This window comes from Paenibacillus nanchangensis, from assembly GCF_046543445.1.
In the GTDB taxonomy this organism is placed as follows: Bacteria; Bacillota; Bacilli; order Paenibacillales; family Paenibacillaceae; genus Paenibacillus_AQ; species Paenibacillus_AQ nanchangensis.
This window is the reverse complement of record NZ_JBHOFD010000004.1, coordinates 1-23,323: the sequence shown is the minus strand read 5'-3', so window position 1 is coordinate 23,323 and position 23,323 is coordinate 1. Positions and strand designations below refer to the sequence as shown.

21 protein-coding genes are annotated in these 23,323 nt (G+C 53.4%); 14 read left to right on the top strand and 7 right to left on the bottom strand.

Annotated features, from left to right (window positions below; genetic code table 11):
* Positions 1-61 precede the first annotated feature (61 nt).
* A complete protein-coding gene (locus tag ACE6ED_RS03795) occupies positions 62-2,170 on the bottom strand; it encodes a methyl-accepting chemotaxis protein (protein ID WP_410825640.1) in 2,109 nt (702 codons plus the stop codon).
* A 386-nt stretch (positions 2,171-2,556) separates the two neighbouring features.
* Entirely contained in the window at positions 2,557-3,729 is a 1,173-nt protein-coding gene (locus ACE6ED_RS03790; protein ID WP_410825639.1) for a peptidylprolyl isomerase, read from the bottom strand.
* Between the two features lie 244 nt (positions 3,730-3,973).
* On the opposite strand from ACE6ED_RS03790, the gene ACE6ED_RS03785 reads away from it, so the two are divergent.
* Complete coding sequence (locus ACE6ED_RS03785) at positions 3,974-4,303, top strand: YnfA family protein (protein WP_410825638.1); 330 nt, start codon at positions 3,974-3,976, stop codon at positions 4,301-4,303.
* A gap of 151 nt (positions 4,304-4,454) precedes the next feature.
* Here the strand turns inward: ACE6ED_RS03785 and ACE6ED_RS03780 are convergent, their stop codons facing one another.
* Complete coding sequence (locus ACE6ED_RS03780; RefSeq protein WP_410825637.1) at positions 4,455-4,790, bottom strand: hypothetical protein; 336 nt, start codon at positions 4,788-4,790, stop codon at positions 4,455-4,457.
* Between the two features lie 151 nt (positions 4,791-4,941).
* Here ACE6ED_RS03780 and ACE6ED_RS03775 point away from each other — a divergent pair, with 151 nt between their 5' ends.
* On the top strand, positions 4,942-6,039 hold the full coding sequence (locus tag ACE6ED_RS03775) for a lactonase family protein (RefSeq protein WP_410825636.1): 1,098 nt from the start codon (positions 4,942-4,944) through the stop codon (positions 6,037-6,039).
* A gap of 88 nt (positions 6,040-6,127) precedes the next feature.
* Here the strand turns inward: ACE6ED_RS03775 and hfq are convergent, their stop codons facing one another.
* Positions 6,128-6,349, bottom strand: a complete 222-nt coding sequence (gene hfq / locus ACE6ED_RS03770) for an RNA chaperone Hfq (RefSeq protein ID WP_410825635.1) — start codon at positions 6,347-6,349, stop codon at positions 6,128-6,130.
* A 105-nt stretch (positions 6,350-6,454) separates the two neighbouring features.
* On the opposite strand from hfq, the gene ACE6ED_RS03765 reads away from it, so the two are divergent.
* Positions 6,455-7,105, top strand: a complete 651-nt coding sequence (locus ACE6ED_RS03765; protein ID WP_410825634.1) for a phosphatase PAP2 family protein — start codon at positions 6,455-6,457, stop codon at positions 7,103-7,105.
* A 62-nt stretch (positions 7,106-7,167) separates the two neighbouring features.
* On the opposite strand, the gene ACE6ED_RS03760 is transcribed toward ACE6ED_RS03765, so the two are convergent.
* Positions 7,168-7,857, bottom strand: coding sequence for a hypothetical protein (locus ACE6ED_RS03760; protein ID WP_410825633.1), 690 nt, complete (start codon positions 7,855-7,857; stop codon positions 7,168-7,170).
* A 148-nt stretch (positions 7,858-8,005) separates the two neighbouring features.
* Between ACE6ED_RS03760 and ACE6ED_RS03755 the strand changes: the two genes are divergently transcribed.
* The 3 genes from ACE6ED_RS03755 to ACE6ED_RS03745 all read left to right on the top strand — a co-directional run bounded on the left by ACE6ED_RS03755 (position 8,006) and on the right by ACE6ED_RS03745 (position 13,971).
* Entirely contained in the window at positions 8,006-9,037 is a 1,032-nt protein-coding gene (locus ACE6ED_RS03755) for an FUSC family protein (RefSeq protein ID WP_410825632.1), read from the top strand.
* 1,146 nt (positions 9,038-10,183) lie between these two features.
* A complete protein-coding gene (gene helD / locus ACE6ED_RS03750; RefSeq protein WP_410825631.1) occupies positions 10,184-12,529 on the top strand; it encodes an RNA polymerase recycling motor HelD in 2,346 nt (781 codons plus the stop codon).
* 125 nt (positions 12,530-12,654) lie between these two features.
* Positions 12,655-13,971: an MFS transporter gene (locus ACE6ED_RS03745; protein WP_410825844.1), complete on the top strand. Its 1,317-nt coding sequence runs from the start codon at positions 12,655-12,657 to the stop codon at positions 13,969-13,971.
* 31 nt (positions 13,972-14,002) lie between these two features.
* Here ACE6ED_RS03745 and ACE6ED_RS03740 read toward each other — a convergent pair whose 3' ends face one another.
* Both ACE6ED_RS03740 and fsa read right to left on the bottom strand, forming a co-directional pair.
* Positions 14,003-14,431, bottom strand: coding sequence for a MarR family winged helix-turn-helix transcriptional regulator (locus ACE6ED_RS03740; protein WP_410825630.1), 429 nt, complete (start codon positions 14,429-14,431; stop codon positions 14,003-14,005).
* A 142-nt stretch (positions 14,432-14,573) separates the two neighbouring features.
* Complete coding sequence (gene fsa / locus ACE6ED_RS03735) at positions 14,574-15,233, bottom strand: fructose-6-phosphate aldolase (protein WP_410825629.1); 660 nt, start codon at positions 15,231-15,233, stop codon at positions 14,574-14,576.
* Between the two features lie 224 nt (positions 15,234-15,457).
* On the opposite strand from fsa, the gene ACE6ED_RS03730 reads away from it, so the two are divergent.
* From ACE6ED_RS03730 to ACE6ED_RS03695, 8 genes are all read left to right on the top strand, one after another.
* Positions 15,458-16,192, top strand: a complete 735-nt coding sequence (locus ACE6ED_RS03730; RefSeq protein ID WP_410825628.1) for a metallophosphoesterase family protein — start codon at positions 15,458-15,460, stop codon at positions 16,190-16,192.
* A 249-nt stretch (positions 16,193-16,441) separates the two neighbouring features.
* On the top strand, positions 16,442-16,909 hold the full coding sequence (locus ACE6ED_RS03725; RefSeq protein ID WP_410825627.1) for a hypothetical protein: 468 nt from the start codon (positions 16,442-16,444) through the stop codon (positions 16,907-16,909).
* A 130-nt stretch (positions 16,910-17,039) separates the two neighbouring features.
* Entirely contained in the window at positions 17,040-17,720 is a 681-nt protein-coding gene (rpiA, locus tag ACE6ED_RS03720) for a ribose-5-phosphate isomerase RpiA (protein ID WP_410825626.1), read from the top strand.
* Positions 17,717-18,268 (top strand): VanZ family protein, encoded by a 552-nt coding sequence (locus tag ACE6ED_RS03715; protein ID WP_410825625.1) that lies wholly within the window; start codon positions 17,717-17,719, stop codon positions 18,266-18,268. Before rpiA ends, ACE6ED_RS03715 begins: the two co-directional genes overlap by 4 nt.
* Positions 18,269-18,272: 4 nt before the next feature.
* A complete protein-coding gene (locus tag ACE6ED_RS03710) occupies positions 18,273-18,710 on the top strand; it encodes a GNAT family N-acetyltransferase (protein WP_410825624.1) in 438 nt (145 codons plus the stop codon).
* Positions 18,711-19,033: 323 nt separating this feature from the next.
* The gene (locus tag ACE6ED_RS03705; protein ID WP_410825623.1) at positions 19,034-19,498 is read left to right on the top strand and encodes a MarR family winged helix-turn-helix transcriptional regulator; all 465 of its coding nucleotides are present in this window, start codon (positions 19,034-19,036) and stop codon (positions 19,496-19,498) included.
* Complete coding sequence (locus tag ACE6ED_RS03700; RefSeq protein ID WP_410825622.1) at positions 19,476-22,637, top strand: MMPL family transporter; 3,162 nt, start codon at positions 19,476-19,478, stop codon at positions 22,635-22,637. Before ACE6ED_RS03705 ends, ACE6ED_RS03700 begins: the two co-directional genes overlap by 23 nt.
* Before the next feature lie 343 nt (positions 22,638-22,980).
* A partial coding sequence (locus ACE6ED_RS03695; protein WP_410825621.1) for a hypothetical protein occupies positions 22,981-23,323 on the top strand: 343 nt, incomplete at its 3' end.

The window sequence follows — 23,323 nt, the reverse complement described above, 5'->3', positions numbered from 1 at the left end:
TATTTTCTTAAGTCCGTTCCTATGCACCATACGGTTTAAGCGCGGACCACCGGCTGTGAACTCACGCTTTGAACCGGGAGACCGTGCCAAGCAGCTTGGCGGTGCTCCCCTTGATATCTTCCATTTCCCGCACAATGCCGTTTGAACGTTCAATAATTTCCTCTGTTTTGATGGCAATGTTGCCGGCACCTTCGGCGCCTTCACTGGTGGCTACCGTTGTCTCTCCGATCGCCGTAAGCATGCTTTGAATAGAAGCCAGCAGTTCTTCGGAAGTTGCGCTAAAGTCGGTCACCAGGTCTTCAATATATTTGGCATCTTCACTGTACCGGCTGCCCGTTTGTTCCATCATGTCGTAATCCTTCAACACCTGCTGGTCTACAAAATGCAGTACGCTTTCTGCGCCATCCACCAAATTGCCCACCGCGCTCATCACCAGGCCGGTGACGTGCTGGATTTCGGCGACCGTTCCGCGGGAGTGCTCTGCCAGCTTGCGGATTTCCTCTGCTACGACGGCAAAGCCGCGCCCCGCTTCTCCCGCCCGTGCCGCTTCAATCGAGGCATTAAGGGACAGCAGGTTTGTCTGCGATGCGATCTCCAAGATCGATTCCGACAAGGTCCGGATCTGCTCAATTGTGCGGGATTGCTCGATGGCGCTCCGCAGTTTCACTTCGCTTTGTCCAAACAATTCATCCGCGTTTTGGCGTGACTGGACGGCGGTTTGCTTGAGCTGTTCGGCTCTTTCGTTGATTAGCTTGGCCGAATCGGCGCCTTCTTGGGCTTTGCGTGCGATGCTCTCTATAGCATGCTCCACTTCGACGGTGCTTGCGTTCAGCTCTTCCATGGAAGCCGCCGTCTGCTGCATGCCGGCCGACAGCTGTTCCGTCGTTGCGGACACATCTGCAATGCTTTCATCCAATGAAAACACGTTTTGCTCCGTATTCCCCACAGCCGCGGAGATGCTCCGGGAGTTGTTCATGATCTCCTGAATCAGCTCCTGCTGCGAAGTAATCATGTCGTTGAATCCGGCAGCCAGCACCCCGATTTCACCTTTGGCTTTGACTTTGACCCGTACGGACAAATCGCCGGTCATCGCTGTCCGGAAAGCGGCAGTCAGCAGAGGGATCGCCTTAAGGATACTGTTCGACAGCACAAACAGCAGAATGCCCAAAATGAGAATGGAAGCCAAAATAGAGTAGATGAAGATCATCTTGAAGGTCTGCAGTGCACTTTCGGCTTCTTTAACCGGAACAACCAGACCGACAGCCCACTGTTTACCCGCCGCAGGCGCATAAGACACATAGCTGGCTTTGCCGTCCACGTCGCTGATCAGTCCGCCGGAATCCAGTTTCAGCATCGGCCCCGCAACCGCTGTCCAGTCTGCCCCAAGTTCGTCCATTTTTTTCTGTAAAATGTACGCCTGATTGGGGTGGTAAATAAATTTGCCCGTTTTGTCCACCAAAAAAGCGTAGCTGTTATCCGTGTAATGAAAGGAACCCAGCACTTGACTGATTTGTTCCGTCGAAATATCAACACCTGCCACACCTATGATTTCGTTGGCGTCATTCAGAATAGGGACACTGACGGCGACCACCATTTTGCCGGAGGTCACATCAATGTAAGGATCGGTAATGGTAAGCCGTTTATTGGCTACTGTCGTTTTATACCAGCCGCGTTCTTTAAGTACAAAATCGGGGGGAGGTACAAAATCGGCATGATCGGTAATCAAAGTATTGGCGCGGTCAAGTCCAATATACACATTCAGCAGGTTCGGATTGCTGTCCTTGATCAGCTTCAAGGTCCTAACCATCTCATTAAACCCGGGAGTTGATTTTGTGTCCTGCGCCGACTGCGCGCTTGAGATGTAACCGCGGACGAAAGCATTGGCGTTAAGCAGCTGGACGCTGTCTTCAGCGGGCTTCAGCATTTGATCGACCGTAACGCTGATGTGTTCTTTTTCATAAGTAAGGGAGTCGTTCAACTGGCCGGTGATGACCTGCTTGGCGTTATCGTAGATAATGACCGCAACCGCAGCAAATATGAGCACAACCGACAAAATTACGGAAAAAAACAGCTTGCCGCGGAGTCCCATGTTGGAAATGCTGTTTAGCAAGGAAACAATTATGTTTTTCCCGCTGCCACTGTTTTGTTCTTGAAGTACTGTTTTCGCCATATCGTTTCCCGCCTTCTCTCTATTAGGTAATGCATCCCGTGAACATAGGCGTTTATCTTAAACGAATAAATACGCCTTCTTCCCGGAAGATTACTAGGGTTTGGTATATTTATCGGAATTAGCGGCCTATAATTTAGACATATTTCGTGTTAATTTGAGGAAATTCGACATGATTAGACCTTATTCGCATTACTACAGAGAGACCATCGAAGCTGAGAAGGGGTGAGAAGGTAGAGAAGTAGAGAAGGTAGGGAAGGGAGGACATGTGGTGAGGATATGTAAAAAAACCAACAGCCTTGGCTCCGGATGTACCGGACCAAGGCTGTTGGTTGAATGTATGCGGCTTAAGATCAGTTGAATGTGACCCAATTTCGCTCTGCGGCTGTCTATTGTTTTGCTGCTGCGGAAGCTTCCGGTGCTGCAGAAGCATCTGGGGCAGCCGAAGCATCTGGCACGGCCGAAGCGCTAGGAGAGGCTTCCGGCTCGTCTGTCAGCGTATTTGTGATTTTGGCGTTGGTTTTCAAGTCTTCCAGCCACTGCTGAGACATTTCCGAAATTTTCTGGTTGGTCAGCGTGTCGCGGATTTCTTCTTTTTTCTCCTCGAGCGTAGCGGTATGGGCTTCCTTGCGGTCCGTCACCTTGATGATGTGGTAACCAAAATCGCTTTTCACCGCGCCGCTGGTCTCGCCGACCTTCAGCTTGAAGGCCGCATCGGAGAATTCAGGCACCATATCGCCGCGCTTGAAAAAGTTCAGGTCGCCGCCGTTCGCCTTGCTGCCCGTATCCTCTGACTTTTCAGAAGCAAGCTTCGCGAAATCGGCTCCGCCTTCCAGCTCTTTCAGAATCGCTTTGGCTTCAGCTTCGGTCTTCACCAGGATGTGGGAAGCGCGGACTTCTTCCTCGGTGTTGTACGAGGCTTTGTTGGTCTCAAACGATTTTTTGATTTCGTCATCCGTTACTTTGACTTTAGGTTCCAGCAGCTTGCGGATTTGGACCTGCATCGGCATCTGCTTCTTCAAATCGTCAATCGTCATGCCGCTTTGAGCCAGTGCGCTGTTCAGGCCTTCTTCGCCGCCGAACTGCTCCTGCAGATCTTTGATTTCGGAGTCGATGTCCGCGTCGGTTACCGTAACCTTCGCTTTTTCTGCTTCCTGGTCCACCAGCTTCGTTGTGATCAGCGACTGCAGCGTCTGTTCGCCGCCGGCTTCCACAAGCTTGTCGTAAAGTTCCTGCTTGGTGATGTCGGTGCCGTTGACGGTAGCTACGGCTTTTTTGGCATCGGTCTGAGGGAATGGCGGTTTGATCAGCACCACAATCAGCGCAGCGGCCAATACGATGGAGGCGATCATCCAGCCTTTGCCGGACTTGGAGCCGTTCGAACCGTTATTCCCGCTTCCATCTGCGGCGCCGTATTTATTCATGACCGGACCGGCGGAGGCCTCTTGTCCGACAGGGGGTTCCACGGTTTGGCTCTCCGGCGTTTCGGCCCCCCCGGGCTGCGTTCCAGCTGTTTCCTCGTTAGTCTTCGGTTCCTGCTCGTTCCAGTCTTTCTTATCCATCTACACAATGACTCCCTTCGTTTATAGGTAATGCTTGTCTTTTACAACTTTAACAGAAATCCGCGCTTCAAACCTTAAGAAAGCATAAAAATGTGTCCGAATCTCTTAAAATACCTGCTCGTCCAGCACTCAGCCGTATACACAGGCCATGCTATAATCATCTGAAGAAGGAGTGAAGAAGAGCCGAAGAAACGAATCAACACCCGCGCGGACGATCCGCTGAAGTGGAACAGGAGGCTAATAAATGGTGTTTGCGGTCTTGTTATTTGTGCTGGCGGGTCTTGCCGAGATCGGCGGAGGTTATCTGGTATGGCTGTGGCTGAAAGAGTCCAAGCCCGCATGGTACGGTTTGGCCGGAAGCCTGATCCTGATTGCCTACGGAGTGATTCCCACCCTTCAGAAGTTTCCGTCATTCGGCAGGGTATATGCCGCTTATGGCGGTGTATTTATCGTATTGGCGGTGTTATGGGGATGGTGGGTCGATAAAAAAACTCCAGATCTGTATGACTGGATCGGCGCCGCTGTGTGCGTGGCGGGCGTATCGATCATGCTGTGGGCTCCCCGGCACGAATAAACGGCGGGGAGCAGCGGCACCAAAAAAACAAGACCAGGCGGGGTTTCCCCTTGCCCGGTCTTATTTTCATTATTGCAAAATGGTGTGTGCCGCTTAACGCTTAAAAAGTAAAGAAATCCTCGAATCCCTGGCCGTCTGCCAAGGAGATCATTTAGGAGCGCTGCCGTTTTAGCAGGCTTCGAATGCTCTCCTGCTTCCATTTAGGTACCCGTACATGCTTCGCATAACGGCCCTTTTCCCCAAAATAAATGCAGTCGTCTTCGATGGAGCTGATTTTGGTCAGATTGACATAGCAGCCGTTTACCTGATAGTAGTTGGGGTTGGACAGCAACCGGTTCAACTGTTCGGCAGACATTCTCTTTTTAATATTATAATTTCTGCCGTGAAAAATGACGGAGTGGTGATCCCCGACTTTAAAGAACAGAATGTCTTTTTCCACCTCGAAGTCCTCATATACGTTTCTGGCTTCCAGCAGAATACTGCTCATTCCTGTTCCCCCCTCGTTAAAAAATGTTAGCGCTTACATCATAACACATCTTTGCGGCCTTGAAAACCCTAATTTTTAACTATACGTCACAGAACGTTTGAAAACAGTCCAAAAACCATGTACATTTATAAATGATAAGGGGGCTGTTAAATTGGAACAAAATTCAAACTATTTGCTGCTCATCGGTTCCTATTCAAGCGCAGAGGCGCAAGGACTGCATACTTACTCATGGGACAGCCTCAAGGAAGGCGGATTGCAGGCTTTGAACGGCGCTGGTGGTCTGGCCAATCCTACGTTTCTTAGCGTTGACCAGGAGCGGAACATTTTTTATACCTTTGGGGAATCGGAAGGCCAACCCGTAAAGGAAGCCGTCGTAGCGGCTTATTCCTTTGAGCCGGCAACCGGTGTGATCCGGGAGCTGAACCGGATGGCTGCTATTCCGGCCGGGGAGAAACCAACGACATTGTGCCATATCGCCAAAGATCCGCAGTCAAAATATCTTGTGGTCTGCAGTTACCATGGAGGGGCGGTAGGCTTGCTCCTGCTGCTTGAGGACGGGCGGGTAGGCGAGCTGTGCGACACGCAGCTTCACACCGGGCACGGCGCCGACCCGAAACAGCAGGATCGTCCGCATCCCCACTCCGCGGTGTTCAGCCCGGACGGGAACTATATTTTTGTTTCGGATTTGGGACTGGACATCATCCGCACCTATAAGCTTGATTACGAAGCAGGAAAGCTGGTTCCCCAAGGAGATACCCGGCTGTACCCGGGCGCGGGGCCGCGCCATTTCGTCTTCCATCCGGACGGGAAAACAGCCTATGTCATTGGTGAACTTGGCTCAACCGTCACTTCATTCCGCTATGATCCGGCCACTGGCGAACTGCACACCGTGCAGACGGTTTCCACGCTGCCTGAAGGTTATGAAGGGGAAAACGGCTGTGCCGAAATCGCGGTTACCCCGGATGGCAGATTCGTTTATGGCTCAAACCGCGGACACGACAGCATTGCCGTCTTTGCGGTTGGCGAAGACCCGGCGTCTCTTGTCCCGGCCAGCCACACGCCGACGAGAGGCGGACATCCCCGCCATTTTGCGCTTACGCCGGACGGTGCGGAATTAATCTGCGCCAACCGCGACGGAGCGGAGAATCTCGTCGTCTTTACGATTGATAAAGAATCGGGCGGGCTCACCTATACGGGACACTCCGCAGCGCTGCCCAAGCCGGTATGCGTCATTCCTGTACGGCGCTAGTATATAGCCTGAAACCATCCGGTAAAAGCACAAGGAACACCGGGGCGTCCCGGTGTTCCTTGCCGCGCGTATTTACTTGTGCTGCGGGTTACCTTAACGATACCGGCTTCAGCGGCGCGATGGTGGAAACCGCCGACTTAAAAAGGACATTTTGCCGGCTGTCATTCTGGCCCTGCAGCGTCAGCGTGTAAACGTCGAATGAAGTGATGATGCCCTGCATCTTGACGCCGTTGGTTGTAAATACCGTCACCGGCATACGTGTTTGAACTAACTGATTCAGCATTCGTTCCTGAAGCTTCGGTTGATCCACTTGCAGCACCCCATCCCCGAAAAATGATGTTCTTCTTTACAGTATACCACGAGTTCGGGGCAGCTCGTACATGGTTAAATGTTAGATGGATCTGAGGAGGAAGGTATGGTTTTTTCACGCAAAAACGCGGCTTTCTGGCTGGCTTTATGCTGCGCCGCAGCGTTTGGTCTGATCGCATGGCTGGTGCAGGCCGAAAATACGGCGGGTTTCGATTCTGCCGTCATCGGATTTGTCCAGTCCGCCGAATCGCCTGAATTAACCGGCGCTGCCAAACTTTTAGCCATACTCGGCTCTTCAAAAGGGGCGATTCCGCTTTCGCTAGCCGCTATGGCGCTGCTGTTTGTAGTGTTTAAACACCGGCTGGAACTGCTATTGTTCTTGTGGGTCGGGGTCGGCTCCAACTTGATTAATGTGATTTTGAAGGAACGATTCGTAAGAGAACGGCCGAATATCCACCGGATTATGGAAGAGATCGGGTACAGCTTTCCGAGCGGGCATTCGATGGCCGCAGTTTCGCTCTACGGCGTGCTTGCATTCCTGCTCTGGCGCCACATCCCCTCTGCGGCAGGCAGAACGGTGCTCATTATCGCGGCAGTTTTTATGATTCTGGTGATGGGCTGGAGCCGGATTTATCTCGGCGTGCATTATCCAAGCGACGTCGTCGCGGGATATGCAGCCAGCGCCGCCTGGCTCACCTTTTCCATCGGTCTGTTTGAACGGTTCCGGCGTTCGCGGCCGGGACAACGGGAGATGTGAAACGGATACCCGCCGGAATAAGGCGGCGGGTATCCGTTTTGCGTCCTGGAAGGCCGGAAGGGCTAAACTTCCGGGCGGGCGGGGCGGAGCGGGCGGGGATGCTCCGCCGGATTGCTGCCGCGCATATGGATGCGCTGCTTGATCATGCCGGGCAGCCGCGTTTTCAGCCGCTCGGCCTCTTCCCGGTTCCACCGGCCCGCCCGTACTGCCGCGTCGATCCGCTCGTTTGCCGCAGCGGCCAGTTTTTGTACATAAACTTCTTCGCTCCAGCCTTTGCGCTCCCGTGCCAGTTCGGCAAGGGTCGTTCCAGTGCTTAAACGCTCAATTAGCTGTTCCGGCGGGATTTCCAGCAAATGGGCGGTTTCCCGGATAATAAACCGGCTCCCCGACCGGAATTTGGCGTCCCGCAGCGCTTTAGGATGCGGCCCCCGTTTGGGGGATGGGGATACGGTTGGTGTTGGTGACGGCTTAGGGGGCGCGGTTGGCGCAGACTTCAAGGCCGCTGTTGGCACTGCCTTGGAGGCTGCTGCCGAAGACGGCACTGCCTTAGAGGCCTTTGTCGCCGCCTTAGAAGCCTTTGTCGCCACTGCCTTAGAAGCCTTTATTGCCGCTGTCCCGGAGGCTGCTGCCGGCACTGCATTGGAGGACGCGGGCGATGCCAGCGCCTGTTCAGGAGCGGCGGCCCAAGCGGCAGCCGGCGATACGCCTGTGGAGAGCGCCGCAAATAAACATGCTGCGTATGCGATTTTCATCATGGAACTCCTTTCAGAATGGATAGCGGCAGTCCCGCTAGTTCACAGTATTGCCCAAACGAAGGAGGAAGCTGCAGTTAAAGCGTGCATTCGCGTATGGCGGGTCAGGGTAATATACTAACAAGAATAGGGTTAAGGGGGGATAGGCTTGGCTTTTGGCGCCCGCATTCTCAAAACGGGCATGGCGGTAACGCTGGCCTTATATTTATCCATGCTGCTCCAATTTCCGTCGCCAGTGGGCGCGGCGATCGCCGCCATTTTTGCCATGCAGCCGTCCATCTACCGGTCATGGAGATATTTTCTCGATCAGGTGCAGACCAGTACGATTGGAGCGGCGCTTGCGCTGCTGGGCGGCATGCTGCTGTCCAATGAGCCAATCGCCGTGGGGCTTGTGTGTGTGCTGGTCATCATGATCAGCATGAAAATGAACCGGGCGGATACGATCGGACTGACGCTGGTCACTGTCATCTCGGTTATGGAAGCATCCGGACAGTGGGAATTCGCGCTTGCACGGTTCGCGCAGACGCTGACCGGGATCGTGTCTGCTTTTGTAATCAATATTGTGGTTATCCCGCCCAAACCGCGGGAGCAGTATATTAAGCAAATAGAAAGTGTATTCAGCAGCTTGTCCCTGCTGCTCCGGACGGCGATATCGCATGAGATGAAGGAGTCTGTCTTCAGGGATCAAAAAAATGCGCTGGGCGGCTCCATCAAATCGCTGACGGATAAATACAGCCTGTTTGAAGAAGAACAGAAGAAGCTGCGCAAACCAAAATACAGCTCTACCCGGCAGCTTGTGCTCTACAAAAATTTGCTGGCCACCTTGCAAAAAGGGTACGATGTGCTCGAGGCGGTCGACCGGCATTATTTTCAGGCGGAGCGTTCGGCGCGCACCGATGAAATCTTTGACAAGCATCTTGAACTGCTGATTAAATATCATGAGCACATTCTGCTGAAGTTTGAGGAAAAAATAAAGCCGAACCTGTTTGATTCCGGACCGCTGGAGGAGGACAACAACAAATTCTTAGAATCGGCGATTGAGAGTTATGATGCCGACCGGGCGGGCCAGCTTCGGCTGGCGGTTGTTGCCGCCGCCATGTATGATTACGGCTTCCAGCTTGAACGCCTGAATAAAGTGGCGGAGCATTTTAACCGTTCTGGCGAAGATAAAAAGGAGTAGGGCCGGGATCCGGCAAATAAATAATAACTCAACTTTCGCAGCTGGAAAAATGGCATAACCTTTGAGTAAGCAAGAAACATTCAATGGATTTACTTGTATTTTCCAAATTTCAGGGGCCTTTTGAGGCAGCTCCGCATTGACCTCCCCTGTGACTTTCTCACGGACTCAGAAGACCTCCCTCTGTTTATTTGCTGATGATTCCGTATTTTGGCAAAGTGACGGACTCAGTTTCCCTTATTTGCTGATTATTCCGTGTTTTGGCAAAGTGGCGGACTCAGATTCCCTTATTTACGCGGAAAATCCATCGTTTGGATGTTTTCGGTACGAATAACGGATCTGGAGTCCGCAAGGCAACCCAAAAGCCCAACAATTTCAGAAATAACGTCCGCTGGGTCCGGAAAGACCTTGGTGTCGCGTTCGGTGGTAAATCCGCTGCGGTGTGTCACAGGGGAGGAATTCGTTCAGGTAGTTCAATGACAACAGCGATAGTCCAAGACACTGTATATCTTTATAGACTGAATCTTTGAATGGGAGGAAAGAGCAGGCAATTTGGAGATGGAGGAGCGAACGCGATTGCCTCCCTCCTTATGTTTTAGTTTTCTTGCTTTATATTCGGAGTTCTCCCGTTAACGGAGACTTCCAATCAAGAATTTTGAAAATAACAGCGGGCCGGAAGTTCCCAATTGTCCGCAGTGGCGGCTCCGCCCCACCTGTCCTTCTTAAGTTCTTCCCAACCTGAGTCGCAATTTCGTTCAACCGTTTTATGAGTTGTGTCAAGGAAACAGCCCGGTCTAGGGTGCTGACTTCATCGCACCGTAAATCCCGCCGAGCGTGCGTTCGCCGCAACGAAGCGGTGTTTTTCTATTTTTTCAAGACGATTACTTTATTGCGGTTAAATTCACACCAGGACTTGAGCTAAGCTGATGTTCGCTCTGCGAAAGTTGAGTAAATAAAAAAAGAAGATCCGGTCTCCTGTCAGAGTCGGATCTTCTTCATATTACGGCGGGCAAGGGACCTTGAACAGCCGCACATTTATTGGTAAAATATAAAGATGTCGAGAATAAGAAATAAAAAAGCAGACAATATCACAATATATTATACTATGTGATTTCTGTGCTGTCAACCTTTCAAAGGGGATGAACTGAATTGTCTATCCATGAAACGGAATGGAACGCTGAACAAAAGCGGGTTAATAACGTAACCGCGCTGCTCAGAAGCCGGATCAGACAGCTGTCGCAGGAGCTGGGACTGGCCCGGACGGATGTTGTTGATATGCGGAAGGATTTTTGGGATGAGGTAACGGTTAACTTTAGCAGCGCGGACGATCTGGGGGAGACATCGACCAGCCTCCGGCAGCAGGCCCAGGTGCTGAACGAACGTGAACGGCATCATCTTCAATCCAGCAAAGCGCTTAAAAAATACAACAAGCTGGTGGTTTCACCCTATTTCGGCCGAATTGATTTCCAAGAGACGGACGGCGGGAGTGAGGACCGGATTTATCTGGGAATCGGATCGCTTGTGGAGGACAACGGGAACTTTCTGATTTATGACTGGCGCGCGCCGATATCAAGTTTGTATTATGACGGCGCACCTGGTCCCGCTTCGTATGAAACGCCGGGGGGAATCATCGAAGGCACAATGAATTTAAAGCGGCAGTTTGTCATTCATGATGGCAAAATCGAAGTTATGTTTAACACCGGTATGACCATCGGGGACGAGCTGCTGCAGCAGGTGCTGAGCCACAGCGCGGATGACCGGATGAAGAACATCGTCGCGACGATTCAAAAAGAGCAAAACGCCATTATCCGCAACGACAAAAAACGGATGCTGGTCGTTCAAGGCGCGGCGGGCAGCGGCAAGACATCAGCCGCGCTGCAGCGCGTGGCTTACCTGCTGTATAAATACCGGGACAGCTTGCAGGCCGATCAGGTTGTGCTGTTTTCTCCAAATCCGCTGTTCAACAGCTACGTATCCACAGTTCTGCCGGAGCTTGGCGAAGAAAACATGCAGCAGACCACATTTCAGATATATCTGGAACACCGGCTTGGCCAGGAATTTCAGCTGGAGGATGTATTCAGCCAGACTGAAGATCTGCTGAACGATCCGGACAGTCCGGCGGCGGACGCGAGAAGGGAAGGTATCACCTACAAATCGTCCGTGGCCTATCTTGACGTGATCCGTCGTTACGCTTCCCGGCTGGAGCGCCAGGGGATGATGTTTAAGCCCGTGATGTTCCAGGGGAAAGCCGTAGTTGGCCGCGAGGAGATGGAACGGCATTTTTATTCTTACGATTCTTCCATCCGTCTGGCAAACCGGATTGACCTGATGACCGGTTGGCTGCTTAAACGGATCGCCGGCTTCGCCGTTGAAGAACGGACAGCCGACTGGGTGATGGATCAAATTGAGCTGCTGGATACGACGGAATATCAGAGAGCCTATCAGATGATGCGGCGCAAGCAGCGCGGCCAAAGCGACACTTTCGACGATTTTGACACCGAACGGGAACTGCTGGCCCGTTATGTTGTCAGCCAGAAGCTGAAGCCGCTGCGGGGCTGGGTTAAACGCGGCCGTTTCGTGGATGTTAAGGGCATGTATGGGCGGCTGTTCTCCGACCGCCTGCTGCTTGAGAGTTTAAATAACGGCGAAACGCTTCCGGAACGGTGGGACGATGTGGCCGCGCGGACGCTTGCGACACTTGAAGCGAATGAACTGGGATACGAAGATGCCACCCCGTTTTTGTACTTGAAGGAGCTGACACAGGGGTTCCGCACCAACACGCAAATCCGGCATGTCTTCATTGATGAGGTACAGGATTATTCGCCGTTTCAGCTGGAATTCGTCCGGCGGCTGTTTCCCCGGGCCAAAATGACGGTGCTGGGCGATCTCAACCAGGCGATTTACGCGCAAGGCGAAGCGCTTGGCGAGTTGGCGAATCTGGTGGGGATATACGGGCCGGACCAGACGGAGGTCATATCACTGACGCGCAGCTACAGGTCGACTTACGAAATCGTAAACTTCACCCGTTCCATGATCCCCGGCGGCGAGCGGATTGTTCCGTTCAACCGCAGAGGGGAAGAGCCGGAGGTCCGTCAGGTGGAGACGGAGGAGGATTTATATGCGGCGGTTAACAAGGATATCGCCGGGCTTCACGAACGGGGATATCACTATGTTGCGGTCATCTGCAAGACGGCGGAAGAGAGCCTTGAAGTGCACAAGCGGCTGTCCGAGTCGCTGGATGCCCGGCTGGTGACCAAAGATACGCCTAATTTTCAAAAAGGAACGCTGGTGCTTCCCGCCTACTTGGCTAAAGGTGTTGAATTTGACGCGGTGATTCTTTTCGATGGCTCGGAAACGCGGTACAGCCGGGAGAGCGAGCGGAAGCTGTTTTATACGGCCTGCACGCGGGCGATGCATGTGCTGCATGTGTTTTGCTTGGGGCAGCCCAGTCCGTTTATTCCGCTGCCGGCCGCCAAAGCAGGGGAAACACGATAACCCGATCAGAGGGTTAAAAAGGGCCTTTTGCCTCCTTGAGCCGCCCCCAAACCCGCAAAGCAGCACGGACCGCCAAGAAGCGCGGACCGTGCTGCTCTTTTATTTGCGAGAGCATAATCCGCCCGCTGAACAGCCACAATACACAAGAGTGTCAACTTCTGCAAAGGTGGTCGGCAATCATGAGCAAAAAGCGGGATCTTATCGCACTGGCATCCATACCGCTGATTATGACACTGGGTAACTCCATGCTGCTGCCGGTACTGCCGCTGGTTTCGCATCACTTGGGGATTTCGTCGTTTCAGGTGAGCCTGCTGATTACGGTATATGGCGTTGTCGCCATTCTGATGATTCCCGTCGCCGGTTTTTTGTCGGACCGGTACGGACGTAAAAAAATCATCGTTCCCAGCCTGCTGATTACTGCCGTAGGCGGTGCGGTCGCGGCGGTGGCGGCTTGGCTTATGACCGGACTAAGCGCCTATTGGGTGATATTAGCGGGGCGTTTTTTGCAGGGGATCGGCGCAGCGGGGGCGTTTCCCATTGTCCTGCCTTTTGTCGGCGATTTGTTCCATGACGAAAAGGATGTCAGCAAAGGCCTAGGTCTGATTGAAACCTCCAACACGTTCGGCAAGGTGCTCAGCCCGATTTTAGGCGCGCTGCTTGGTGCAATCCTGTGGTATCTGCCGTTTATCTCCATTCCCGCGCTGTCGATGATCTCTTTCCTTATGGTTATGTTTATGGTACGCAGTCCAAAGCGCGACGAAAGCGCGAAGCCGTCCTTAAGACAGTTTCTGACACAAGTGCGGAAGGTGCTGGGGCGCAAAGGCAGGTGGCTGTATGCGATTTTTGCCATCGGCGGAATTTGTATGTTTGTGATCTTCGGCGTGTTGTTTTTCCTGTCGGAAACGCTGGAAGAGACTTACGGGATGCATGGAGCCATGAAAGGGCTGGTGCTTGCGGTACCGCTGGCGCTGCTCTGTCTGGCCTCATACGGGACAGGAAAAATCATCGGTCAAAACAAACGGCTGATGAAATGGATGGGGTTCTTTGGCATGCTGCTGCTGACAGGCGCCATGGTGGTCTGCATCGTCACGGATTCCATCTATTGGCTGCTTGCCTGGCTGTGCCTCGCGGGGATCGGTATCGGGATCACCCTTCCAAGCATGGATGCGCTCATTACGGAGGGGATTGAAAAATCCAGCCGGGGCACGATCACTTCACTCTACAGCAGCATGCGGTTTATCGGCGTCTCGCTTGGCCCGCCTGTCGTTTCCCTGCTCATGTCGGCCGGTCAAGGGCTGCTATTCATCACGATGACGGCGGTGGGCGCGGCGGGCGGGCTGCTGACCTTGTTTGCAGTCCGTCCGAAAAGCAGCTCCCCGCAGCCGTCGGCCCCGCAGCGTGTCCGGGGGCTGCAGGCAATTCGGAGAAAAGCCCCTTTTTAGAGCACCCGAACGAGGCTGCGCTGTACTGCCGTCAAGGAGCTAAATTGTGTTTGATCGTCTCCAGCGCCAGGCGCAGCCCGGTGATTTGCTCGCTGGTTAGTCCCCGGAGAGCGTGGGCGATGGTGTCCGCTTCGGTCTGAATCGTATCATGGATAAGCTGGCGTCCCGATTCGGTCGGATACAGGCAGAAAGCCCGCCCGTCCGAAGGAGAAGGGGATTTGTCAAGATAACGTTTTTTGAGCAGCAGTTCAATGATCCGGGCTGTTGTCGGCTGGTCCTTATCGGCCGCATCCGCTACTTCCTTTTGGGTAATGCCTTCGTGGGCGCATACGGCGTAGAGCACTGACCACTGCTCCGGCGTGATGTCATACGGGCGCAGCGCCCGCGCAAAAGCCGTGCTGATCTTGCGGTAAGCGGAACCGAGCAGGGGGGCAATTGAGGGGGAGGTATACTCCGGCATGGGTATCGGTCCTTTCCATTGATCCAAACAGATTTCGTTTTAATCATAGGGGGTCGGCCGGGCGTAGTCAAATGCGCGGCGGACCAAAAACAGCGAGCCCCGATCCATAGCGGATCGGGGCTCGTCCATTGAAGCGTAAGATTTAAACCGGCTTGGATGCTTGCGGAACCTTTTCCCAGTCCTTCAAGAATCGCTCGATACCGCTATCGGTCAGCGGGTGCTTCCAAAGGGATGGCAGCAGGGAACCCGGGATCGTGGCAATATGGGCACCTGCAATGGCAGCCTGCTCCACATGGGCGATGTTCCGGATGCTTGCCGCGATAATTTCGGAAGCCAGTCCGTAATTGGTCAAAATCGTCTTCAGATCCTTGATCAGCTTCATTCCGTCCACACCGATATCATCGAGGCGTCCGACAAACGGGCTGATATAAGTGGCGCCGGCTTTGGCGGCCATCAGGCCCTGGGCGGCGGAGAAGACTAGCGTTACATTGGTTTTGATGCCTTTTTGCGTCAGCTCGTGGCAGGCATAAAGGCCGTCTTCGGTCATCGGCAGCTTGATAACGACATTGGGAGCCCACTGGGCGATCTCGTAGGCTTCCTTCAGCATATCGTCAGCCTTGACGCCGACGACTTCCGCACTTACTGGTCCGGGCACGATGGCGCAGATTTCTTCGATTACTTCCTTAAACACTCTGCCTTCCTTGGCGATAAGCGACGGATTCGTCGTTACGCCGTCAACCAGACCTAAACGTGTAATCCGCTTTATTTCTTCAATATTCCCCGTATCCAAGAAAAACTTCATTTGACCTAATTCCTCCTTGATTTCGGTATTGAGGTAAAGCAGTATGGATACCCATATTATGCTTGATCTAGGGTCAAGATTCAACTGTTAATATGAATATTTCAAAATAACTTTTATAAAGGCTTTCAAACCCCTATGCTGCACATTTTATTTCTCGTCCGCGGCAATCCGATTGGCCTACGCCGGCACCGGGTATTTCAAATAAAAACGGGCAGGTGGGCTCCATGGACAAAATCGCGATTTTATCGGATATACATGGTAATTTGCCGGCGCTTCAGGCCGTGCTTAGGGATATTTCAGCTAGAGGCATCCGGCGGATCCAGTGTCTTGGAGATCTTGTCGGCAAAGGCCCGGAGCCTGCGGAGACGGTGGACCTCATCCGGGAAACGTGCGAGGCCGTCTGCGCCGGCAACTGGGAAGGCAAACTTGCGGATGCATCCGCGGCGGAGGGCGGGTTGTCCTGGCTCACAAAAGAGCTGGGCCCCGAACGGATTAACTATTTGCGCAGCCTGCCGTTTGCCCTGGAATGGCAGCTCAGCGGCAAACGGGTCCGGCTGTTTCACGCGTCGGCCAAAAGCCTGTATCACCGGGTACAGCCGTGGAGCAGCGAAAAGGACAGACTGGCGATGTTTGAGAATACACCGATGACCCAATCGGCGGGAGCAACCGGCCGGCCTGACATTATCGGTTACGGAGATATCCACCGGGCGTTTGTGCAGTATTTGAACCGGAAAATGCTGTTTAACGCAGGCAGCGTGGGGACGCCAAGAGATGTACCGCTGGCCTGTTACGCGGTGCTGGAAGGCACTTGGGAGGGAATGATTCCGGCTCCGTTTTCGCTGCAGTTTGTGCGTGTTCCATTTAATCTCTCGGGGACTGTACGTACAGCCAGGCGTAAAGCGATGCCCGGCGCGGAAGAATACATCCGGCAGCTGACCCAAATGAATCCCGGCAGATAGCTTTAATAGGTCCTTGTTCGCATTGGCTGATAAGATAGACTGCGCGCTTCGCAGTTGCGCGGAGGTAGCTAAGAGGGCAGGAGGCCGGTTATGCGGAAGTTAGCTAAAAAGGCAGACGGCTCAATCTCGCTGACGCTAGCTAAAAGGAAAGAGGCGGAGTTATGCTAACACCTCCGGCATGCAAGCTGGCCAATTCGCCGGTTTTCGCATTTTCCCGGAAGGGCTGCCCATGGTAAGATAGACAAGAGGATGGCGGCGGCAGCCGCGGAGATGGAGGAGAAAGCAGTGATCTACGCGGCGGTGATACTTACTCTGCTTCTGCTTGGAGCGGCCGGCATGCTTGCTTACCGGAACAGCAAATTAATTGCGGAACGGTCCGGAAGACCGGAGGAACCTTGCGGTTATTCAGCTTCGACGGGACCTCGGGCGCCGGATGGCGGAGAGCTGCTGCTGCGGGTGCAAGCTGGACCGGATGAAGATAGCAGCGAATCAGCCGCATTATACCGGGTGCCGAAAGCCCAGGCGGAAATGGATCTGGAGCAGGCCAAAGCCTGGATGCTGCATGCGCTGGAACAGCTGCGGCGCGGCGGCGGTCAGCTTTACTGCAGGTTTCATCTGGAAGCGGCGCGCAGCGCCGGCGAAAGAGAGGTGCTGGAGCAGCTTATAGCCAGCGCAGGTGTTCCGGCCGGGACCGGGCGTTTCCACGGTAATACATAAATTTTACGGTAAAGGCGATTTTCAGAACCTATTCATCTATGTGGGAGTTCACATGCTGAAGCCTCCCGTTAGTCCAGTTAGCGGAAGGTTTCATCTCATTAATATGACGAATTGATGGAGGTAGTATGTAATGAACATGAAGCAGCTTGCGGCGGAAAAAGCCGTCGAATATGTACAGGACGGTATGCAGGTTGGTCTGGGAACCGGCTCCACCGCTTATTGGGCAATTGAAAAAATCGGCCAGCGGGTCAAAGAGGGCCTGCGGATCACCGCAGTTGCAACTTCTCTCGCCTCCGAGGAACAGGCGCGGGGATTGGGCATTCCGCTGGTGTCCTTTGCGGATATCGATTCGCTGGATTTGACGATCGACGGGGCGGACGAGCTGGACGGACAGCTGCAGCTGATCAAGGGCGGTGGAGGCGCGCTGCTGCGGGAAAAAATTGTGGCCGCCGGCAGTACGCGGATGATTGTTGTTGCGGACGAAAGCAAAAAAGTGGACACGCTCGGTCAATTTCCGCTGCCGGTGGAAATCGTTCCTTTTGCCTGGGAATGGACGCTTGCGGAGCTTATCAAGCTTGGCTGTGCAGCCAAGCTCCGTCAAGGAAAAGACGGTCTGTATGTGACCGACAACGGCAACTATATTGCGGATTGCCGCTTTGGAGCGATTGCTTCCGCTCCGGCTCTGCAGCAGGCGCTGCGGGAAATTCCCGGCATGGTGGAGCACGGGCTGTTTCTTGGCATCGCTTCACTTGCAATCGTTGGCCACAGCGACGGCCGCATTGAAATTCTGGAAAGCGAAGCGGGAGCTTGACCCGGACAAACGGGCGGACAGCGGCGAGACGGCCGCGCGGGAACGCCGGGCCGGTTTTCCGCTTCATCCTCGGCATACTGCTGGCCGCGTATTTTTTAGCTTTATTTTATTGGATGTTTATCGGATTTGGGCGGTCGGAACGTGCGGAGGGACCGGTGCTGTTCAATTTGACGCCGTTTGAGACGATTGAAATGTACCTGAATCCGCATAATGGCCTTCCGCTGCGCAGCCGGCTGATCAATCTGGCCGGGAATGTGCTTGTTTTTGTGCCGTTCGGGCTGATCCTTCCGGTAATCAGCGGGAGGTGCGCCCGGTGGATGCCGCTGACGGTCCGGGCTGTGCTCGGCATTACGGCGCTGGAGACGTTACAAATGCTGCTTCGTGTCGGCAGCTTTGACGTGGATGATATTATTTTGAATCTGTGCGGTGTGTGGGCAGGTTATCTTCTGGTGCTTATGACGGTACCCCCCGCCAAGGCTGGCCGAAGCTCCGGCTCCTCAGGAACAGCCAAACCGCGCACGCAGAAACAAGGACAATCAAGGAGGTAAAGTGATGCTGGTGGATTTGAAAGCAAGGACAGAAACGCCGGAAGTGGTGGAGCTGCTGGGTTATGCGGCATTCGGTGATCCGGATCAGGCGGCGCAGGCAGCGGGCGAATATCAGCGGCAGGCGGCGCTGCGGCTGCTTGGCTGGGAGGAGGAAGGTGTGCTGGTTGGTCTGGTCGGCTTTGAAGAGACCGAAGACGGATCGATGGACATCCGGCATATCGCTGTTCTTCCGGAGAACCGGGGCAAGGGTTATGGCAGAGGACTGATTCTTGAAACACTGTCCGCGGTGGAGCCGCGTTATGTTGTGGCGGAGACGGAGGACGAGCTGACCGCTGATTTTTTCCGCAGACTTGGCTTTATGGTTTACAGCCTCGGCGAGTCGCCGCACGGGATTGAGCAGTTCCGCTGTGTATATGAGATTGAGGAAAACGAAGACCTGTAGTAGACACGGTCTGAGTCGTATCCGCTCGTAATCGTTCACATTGGAGAGGACCCGCAGTCCGGAACGCTGAGGAATGTTTGCGTCATACAGATGTCCTCGCAGGGGGCAAAGCAACAGCAAAAAATGAACAGGACCGTCTGAATCAGACGCGTCCTTTTTTGTTATGCATACATCGTCACGGGAGTACAGTATACAGATGCGAAGTATAGACTTAACCCGGGACAACACCGGCGAAGAATGCATTGACTTTTGCCTAAATCGGGCCTATAGTTTTACAGTGAAACTGTTCGATACATGAACTATTACAAAAGGAGGGAAATACGGTGGAGGAGGAGACCAAGCAGTGGATCGACAGATACATGGGCGCCTATTTGCGGGTCACTCGACGGATCAACGCGGAGATCCGGGATCATCTGGGCGAGTCGCTTACCAATGATCAATACCAGATTCTACGCCTCGTCTCCAGCATGAATCCGTGCACATCCACACAGCTTGCGGAAGTATTTGCCGTTGGCAAAAGCTCGATTACCGCGATTGTGAACCGGCTGGTGGAAGCGGGCATTCTGCAGCGGACGCGTGATGAAGCCGACCGGCGGCAGGTATACCTGACCATTACGGAGCATGGACGCAGCGTATTTGAGGCGGCTGAAGCGCAAGTGTATAAAATTGTGACTCCTTACCTGCAGATGTTTGACGAAAAGGATGTAGAGAAGTTTATTACGCTGTTTGAAAGACTGGATGAATTGATGCAGGAGGGAAAACCAAGTGAGAACCATACTGAAAGCTAGATGGGCGATTATCGCTGTTTGGCTTGCCGCCGCGGTAGCGCTGTTTTTGACCGCTCCGCCCATGTCGGAGCTCGTCCGTGAGAAAGGGCAAATTGCGGTGCCTGAAGGATATACCTCATCCCGTGCTGCTGAAATTCTGAAGGAAGTCAGTTCGGGCGAAGGCGGCGAGACGCTGCACCAGGTGGCGCTGGTCTTCAATAAGCCTGAAGGTCTGACGGATCAAGACAAAGAGAGCATCCGTAAAGGTCTCGAGCAGATCACGGCGAACCAGGAGAAGCTGGGCATCGACTCGATTACCGAACCGTTTACGCAGGAGGCGCTGGCGGATACGCTGGTAGCCGACAATGGCCAGACGATTATGGCTGCCCTGTCAGTAAGCGGGGGCGAAGAAGCAGTTAAAAAATTGCCGGAAGAAATGGATACGCTGCTAAAGGACGTGTCCGCCGACCACTATTTGACCAGTGAAGGGCTGATCACCGAAGATACCATCGTCAGCTCCGAAGCCGGTCTGAAAAAATCGGAGTATATTACCGTTGTTTTCATTTTGCTGATTTTGTTTGTTGTGTTCCGGTCGTTTGTGGCGCCGTTTGTGCCGCTGCTGACGGTCGGTCTGAGTTACGTAGTGTCACAGTCGATCGTTGCGTTTCTGGTCGACCGCTTTGATTTCCCGCTCTCCACCTTTACCCAAATTTTTATGGTGGCCGTTATGTTCGGGATCGGGACGGATTACTGTATTCTGCTGATCAGCCGCTTTAAAGAAGAGCTGATGAAAGCGGAGGATACAACAAGCGCCATCATTGAGACCTACCGCAAAGCGGGCGGGACGGTATTTTATTCCGGTCTGGCCGTATTCGTTGGTTTTGTGGCGATCGGTTTGTCCAAATTCATGCTGTACCGTTCGGCGGTTGCGGTCGCTGTCGGCATCGCCGTGATGCTGCTGGCGCTCGTAACGATTGTGCCGTTTTTTATGGCGGTATTGGGCAAAAAGCTGTTTTGGCCGTCCCGGGGCAGTCTGGAGCACAGCGAAAGCCGGATTTGGGGCGCGGCGGGTTCCTTTTCACTCAAACGTCCGTGGGCGGCGCTGCTGCTGGTTGCGGTGATTGTGGTGCCTTTCCTGGTCACGTACGACGGCAAGCTTTCGTTCAACAGCATGGATGAAATCGGGTCGGGTTACGACTCGGTGAAAGGCTTCAACATTATTTCGGACAGCTTTGGCCCGGGGCAGTCGATGCCTGGCAAGCTGGTGATCAAGAACGACGACCGTATGGACAGCTCGGAATATATGGGCCTTGCGGAAAAAATCAGCCGTGAAGTCGAGAAAGTGGAAGGCGTCGACACGGTCCGGGGGTTGTCACGTCCGACCGGGGAGATGATTAATGATTTTCTCATCCCGACTCAGGTCAAAACGCTGGCCCAAGGTCTGGACCAGACCGGCGAGGGTCTGAACAAAATTCAGTCAGGCCTTTCGGAAGCCGGACGGCAGCTGAGCGAAAATGCGCCGAAGCTGGACCAGGCGGTACAGGGAGCCGGCGAACTGAGCAAAGGAACTGCCGAGCTTAAAGCAGGCATCGTTCAGTTGGGCGACGGACTGTCGCGCATTCAAGAGGGCATTGAAAGCGGCTCGGCCGGTGCTGGCGAGCTGAAATCCGGCCTGGCCCAAGCGGCTGCAAGCGCTAAGCAGCTGGCGGACGGCCATAAACGGCTGCTGGAAGGGTACAAGAAGCTGGGCGGCGGGCTGAACGCGCTTGACGGCGGTATGGCGAAGCTGCAGGAGCAGCTGCAGGGCGTAGCAGGAGCGCTTACCGGGCTGAACGCCTCGTTTACCGGCCTGGAAGGCAGCCATCCTGAGCTGCTTCAGGATGTGAATTACCAGACGATTAAAGGCACGGTGACGAAAACCGGAGAAGGCGCACAGCAGCTTGCAGCTGGACTCGGCCAAATCTCCACCCAGCTGAAGGGTGCGGCAGGCGGCCTGACGGAAGCGAACAAAGGTTACGCTGAGGCAGCCGCAGGCCAAACCGCACTGGCGAATGGCCTGCAGCAGCTGGTTGACGGAATCGGCAAGCTGCAGTCCGGCCTGAATCAGGCGGCAGCGGGCCAAGGCCAGATCGTCGGCAAAATCCCGGATCTGACCGGCGGGCTCGACAAACTGCAGGGCGGCCAGCAGCAGCTTGCTGAAGGCTTCGGCCAGCTGAGCGGCCAAATCGGCCAGTTGACCGAAGGCCTGAACAGCAGCGCCGCCGGGCTGAAGCAGATCTCCGACGGACTGAACTCGGCACAGGGTTATCTGGATCAAGTGCAGAACGCCCAGGACGAAGAGCTCAGCGGATTCCTTGTGCCGGAAGAGGCACTGCAGAACGCCGAGTTTCAGCAGGTATTTGACACGTATCTGTCCGGCGACCGGAAAGTCATGACACTGGACGTTGTGTTTGCGGCGAATCCGTACAGCACGGAAGCGATCGGCAGCGTGGACGATATTCAGGCGGCGGTCAACCGTGCGGTCAAAGGTACAAAGCTGGAGAACGCTGAAATCGCCATGAGCGGCGTAACCAGCACCTACAGCGACCTGCAGACGATTTCCAACGAAGACTATACCCGGACGGTATTTTTGATGCTCGGCGGCATATTCATTATTCTTGTGCTGCTGCTGCGGTCGATCATTATGCCGGTGTATTTGATTTTGTCGCTGATGGTGACCTACTTTACGGCCGTTGGCGTAACCGAAGCGATTTTTGTAAACGGCCTGGGTTATTCGGGCATCACGTGGTCCACACCGTTTTTCAGCTTCGTTATGCTGGTGGCGCTTGGGGTCGACTACAGCATCTTCCTGATGGCACGCTTTAATGAAAACAAAACGTGGGATGTGAAAGACGCGATTCTGCATGCCATGAAAAATATGGGGACGGTTATCCTGTCCGCGGTTGTCATTCTTGGCGGCACTTTTGCTTCGATGTATCCTTCCGGCGTTCTCTCCATGATGCAGATCGCTACGGTGGTACTGGTGGGACTGGTACTGTACGCACTTCTGTTCCTGCCATTTTTTGTGCCGGTCATGGTCCGGATGTTCGGACGCGCCAATTGGTGGCCGTTTTCTGTAAAAGAAGAAGCCGGTTCAGCAGGCCGTGATCTGACGATGTAATTCTGGAAGCAGCTTCATCTGCTGACATACACACAAACAAAGGGTATTCCATTGCCTTGCGGCAAGGGGATACCCTTTTTTGTGCACAGCAAACGTTTTTTTAGACGTGAATTGCGAGAAGCTTCGGAGAAAGTGCTGTGAATGTAATCAGACGATGGAGGACAAAGGAGATTAGGCAGCGATATAGAATAATATATGAAACCGGATACATAAAAGGAGCCGATCACACAAACTAAACGGATTGAAGCACTTTCTCCACGTCTCGATTTGTCATAAGCAAAAAATTTAAGAATCGCTAAGCAAACAAAGGGAATTTAATTAACTTATAGTGGAGGATCAAATTTTGCGAATAACCTTACCGGTTTCGAAACCTATCGTTACCTGTTACCCTTGGCATTGTAACCAGTTAGCCATTATATCTACTCATGAAGGCAGTTATCCATGGATTTTTAATAACTTTTTGCATATTTTCTGCCAACAATTAAATGATGAGGAACCGCCTCATTATATCTTTGATTTCTCGAAGTTTGATTTTTTTTATGAGGATGTTAATCCTTTTCTGCGTTTAACCACCGAAAAAATAAAAAAGACTACCTTAAGTAATCTTTTAGAATTTTCTCAGCGCTCTTTATGTGATTTTATTATGGATGCGATTAAACTAAACAAATATGTCACCGTGCATTTAG

Coding starts and splice junctions, on each gene's coding strand:
- ACE6ED_RS03795 (WP_410825640.1), bottom strand. CDS start 2,170: ATGGCGAAAACAGTACTTCAAGAACAAAACAGTGGCAGCGGGAAAAAC.
- ACE6ED_RS03790 (WP_410825639.1), bottom strand. CDS start 3,729: ATGGATAAGAAAGACTGGAACGAGCAGGAACCGAAGACTAACGAGGAA.
- ACE6ED_RS03785 (WP_410825638.1), top strand. CDS start 3,974: ATGGTGTTTGCGGTCTTGTTATTTGTGCTGGCGGGTCTTGCCGAGATC.
- ACE6ED_RS03780 (WP_410825637.1), bottom strand. CDS start 4,790: ATGAGCAGTATTCTGCTGGAAGCCAGAAACGTATATGAGGACTTCGAG.
- ACE6ED_RS03765 (WP_410825634.1), top strand. CDS start 6,455: ATGGTTTTTTCACGCAAAAACGCGGCTTTCTGGCTGGCTTTATGCTGC.
- ACE6ED_RS03760 (WP_410825633.1), bottom strand. CDS start 7,857: ATGAAAATCGCATACGCAGCATGTTTATTTGCGGCGCTCTCCACAGGC.
- ACE6ED_RS03740 (WP_410825630.1), bottom strand. CDS start 14,431: ATGCCGGAGTATACCTCCCCCTCAATTGCCCCCCTGCTCGGTTCCGCT.
- fsa (WP_410825629.1), bottom strand. CDS start 15,233: ATGAAGTTTTTCTTGGATACGGGGAATATTGAAGAAATAAAGCGGATT.
- ACE6ED_RS03730 (WP_410825628.1), top strand. CDS start 15,458: ATGGACAAAATCGCGATTTTATCGGATATACATGGTAATTTGCCGGCG.
- ACE6ED_RS03725 (WP_410825627.1), top strand. CDS start 16,442: ATGGCGGCGGCAGCCGCGGAGATGGAGGAGAAAGCAGTGATCTACGCG.
- rpiA (WP_410825626.1), top strand. CDS start 17,040: ATGAACATGAAGCAGCTTGCGGCGGAAAAAGCCGTCGAATATGTACAG.
- ACE6ED_RS03710 (WP_410825624.1), top strand. CDS start 18,273: ATGCTGGTGGATTTGAAAGCAAGGACAGAAACGCCGGAAGTGGTGGAG.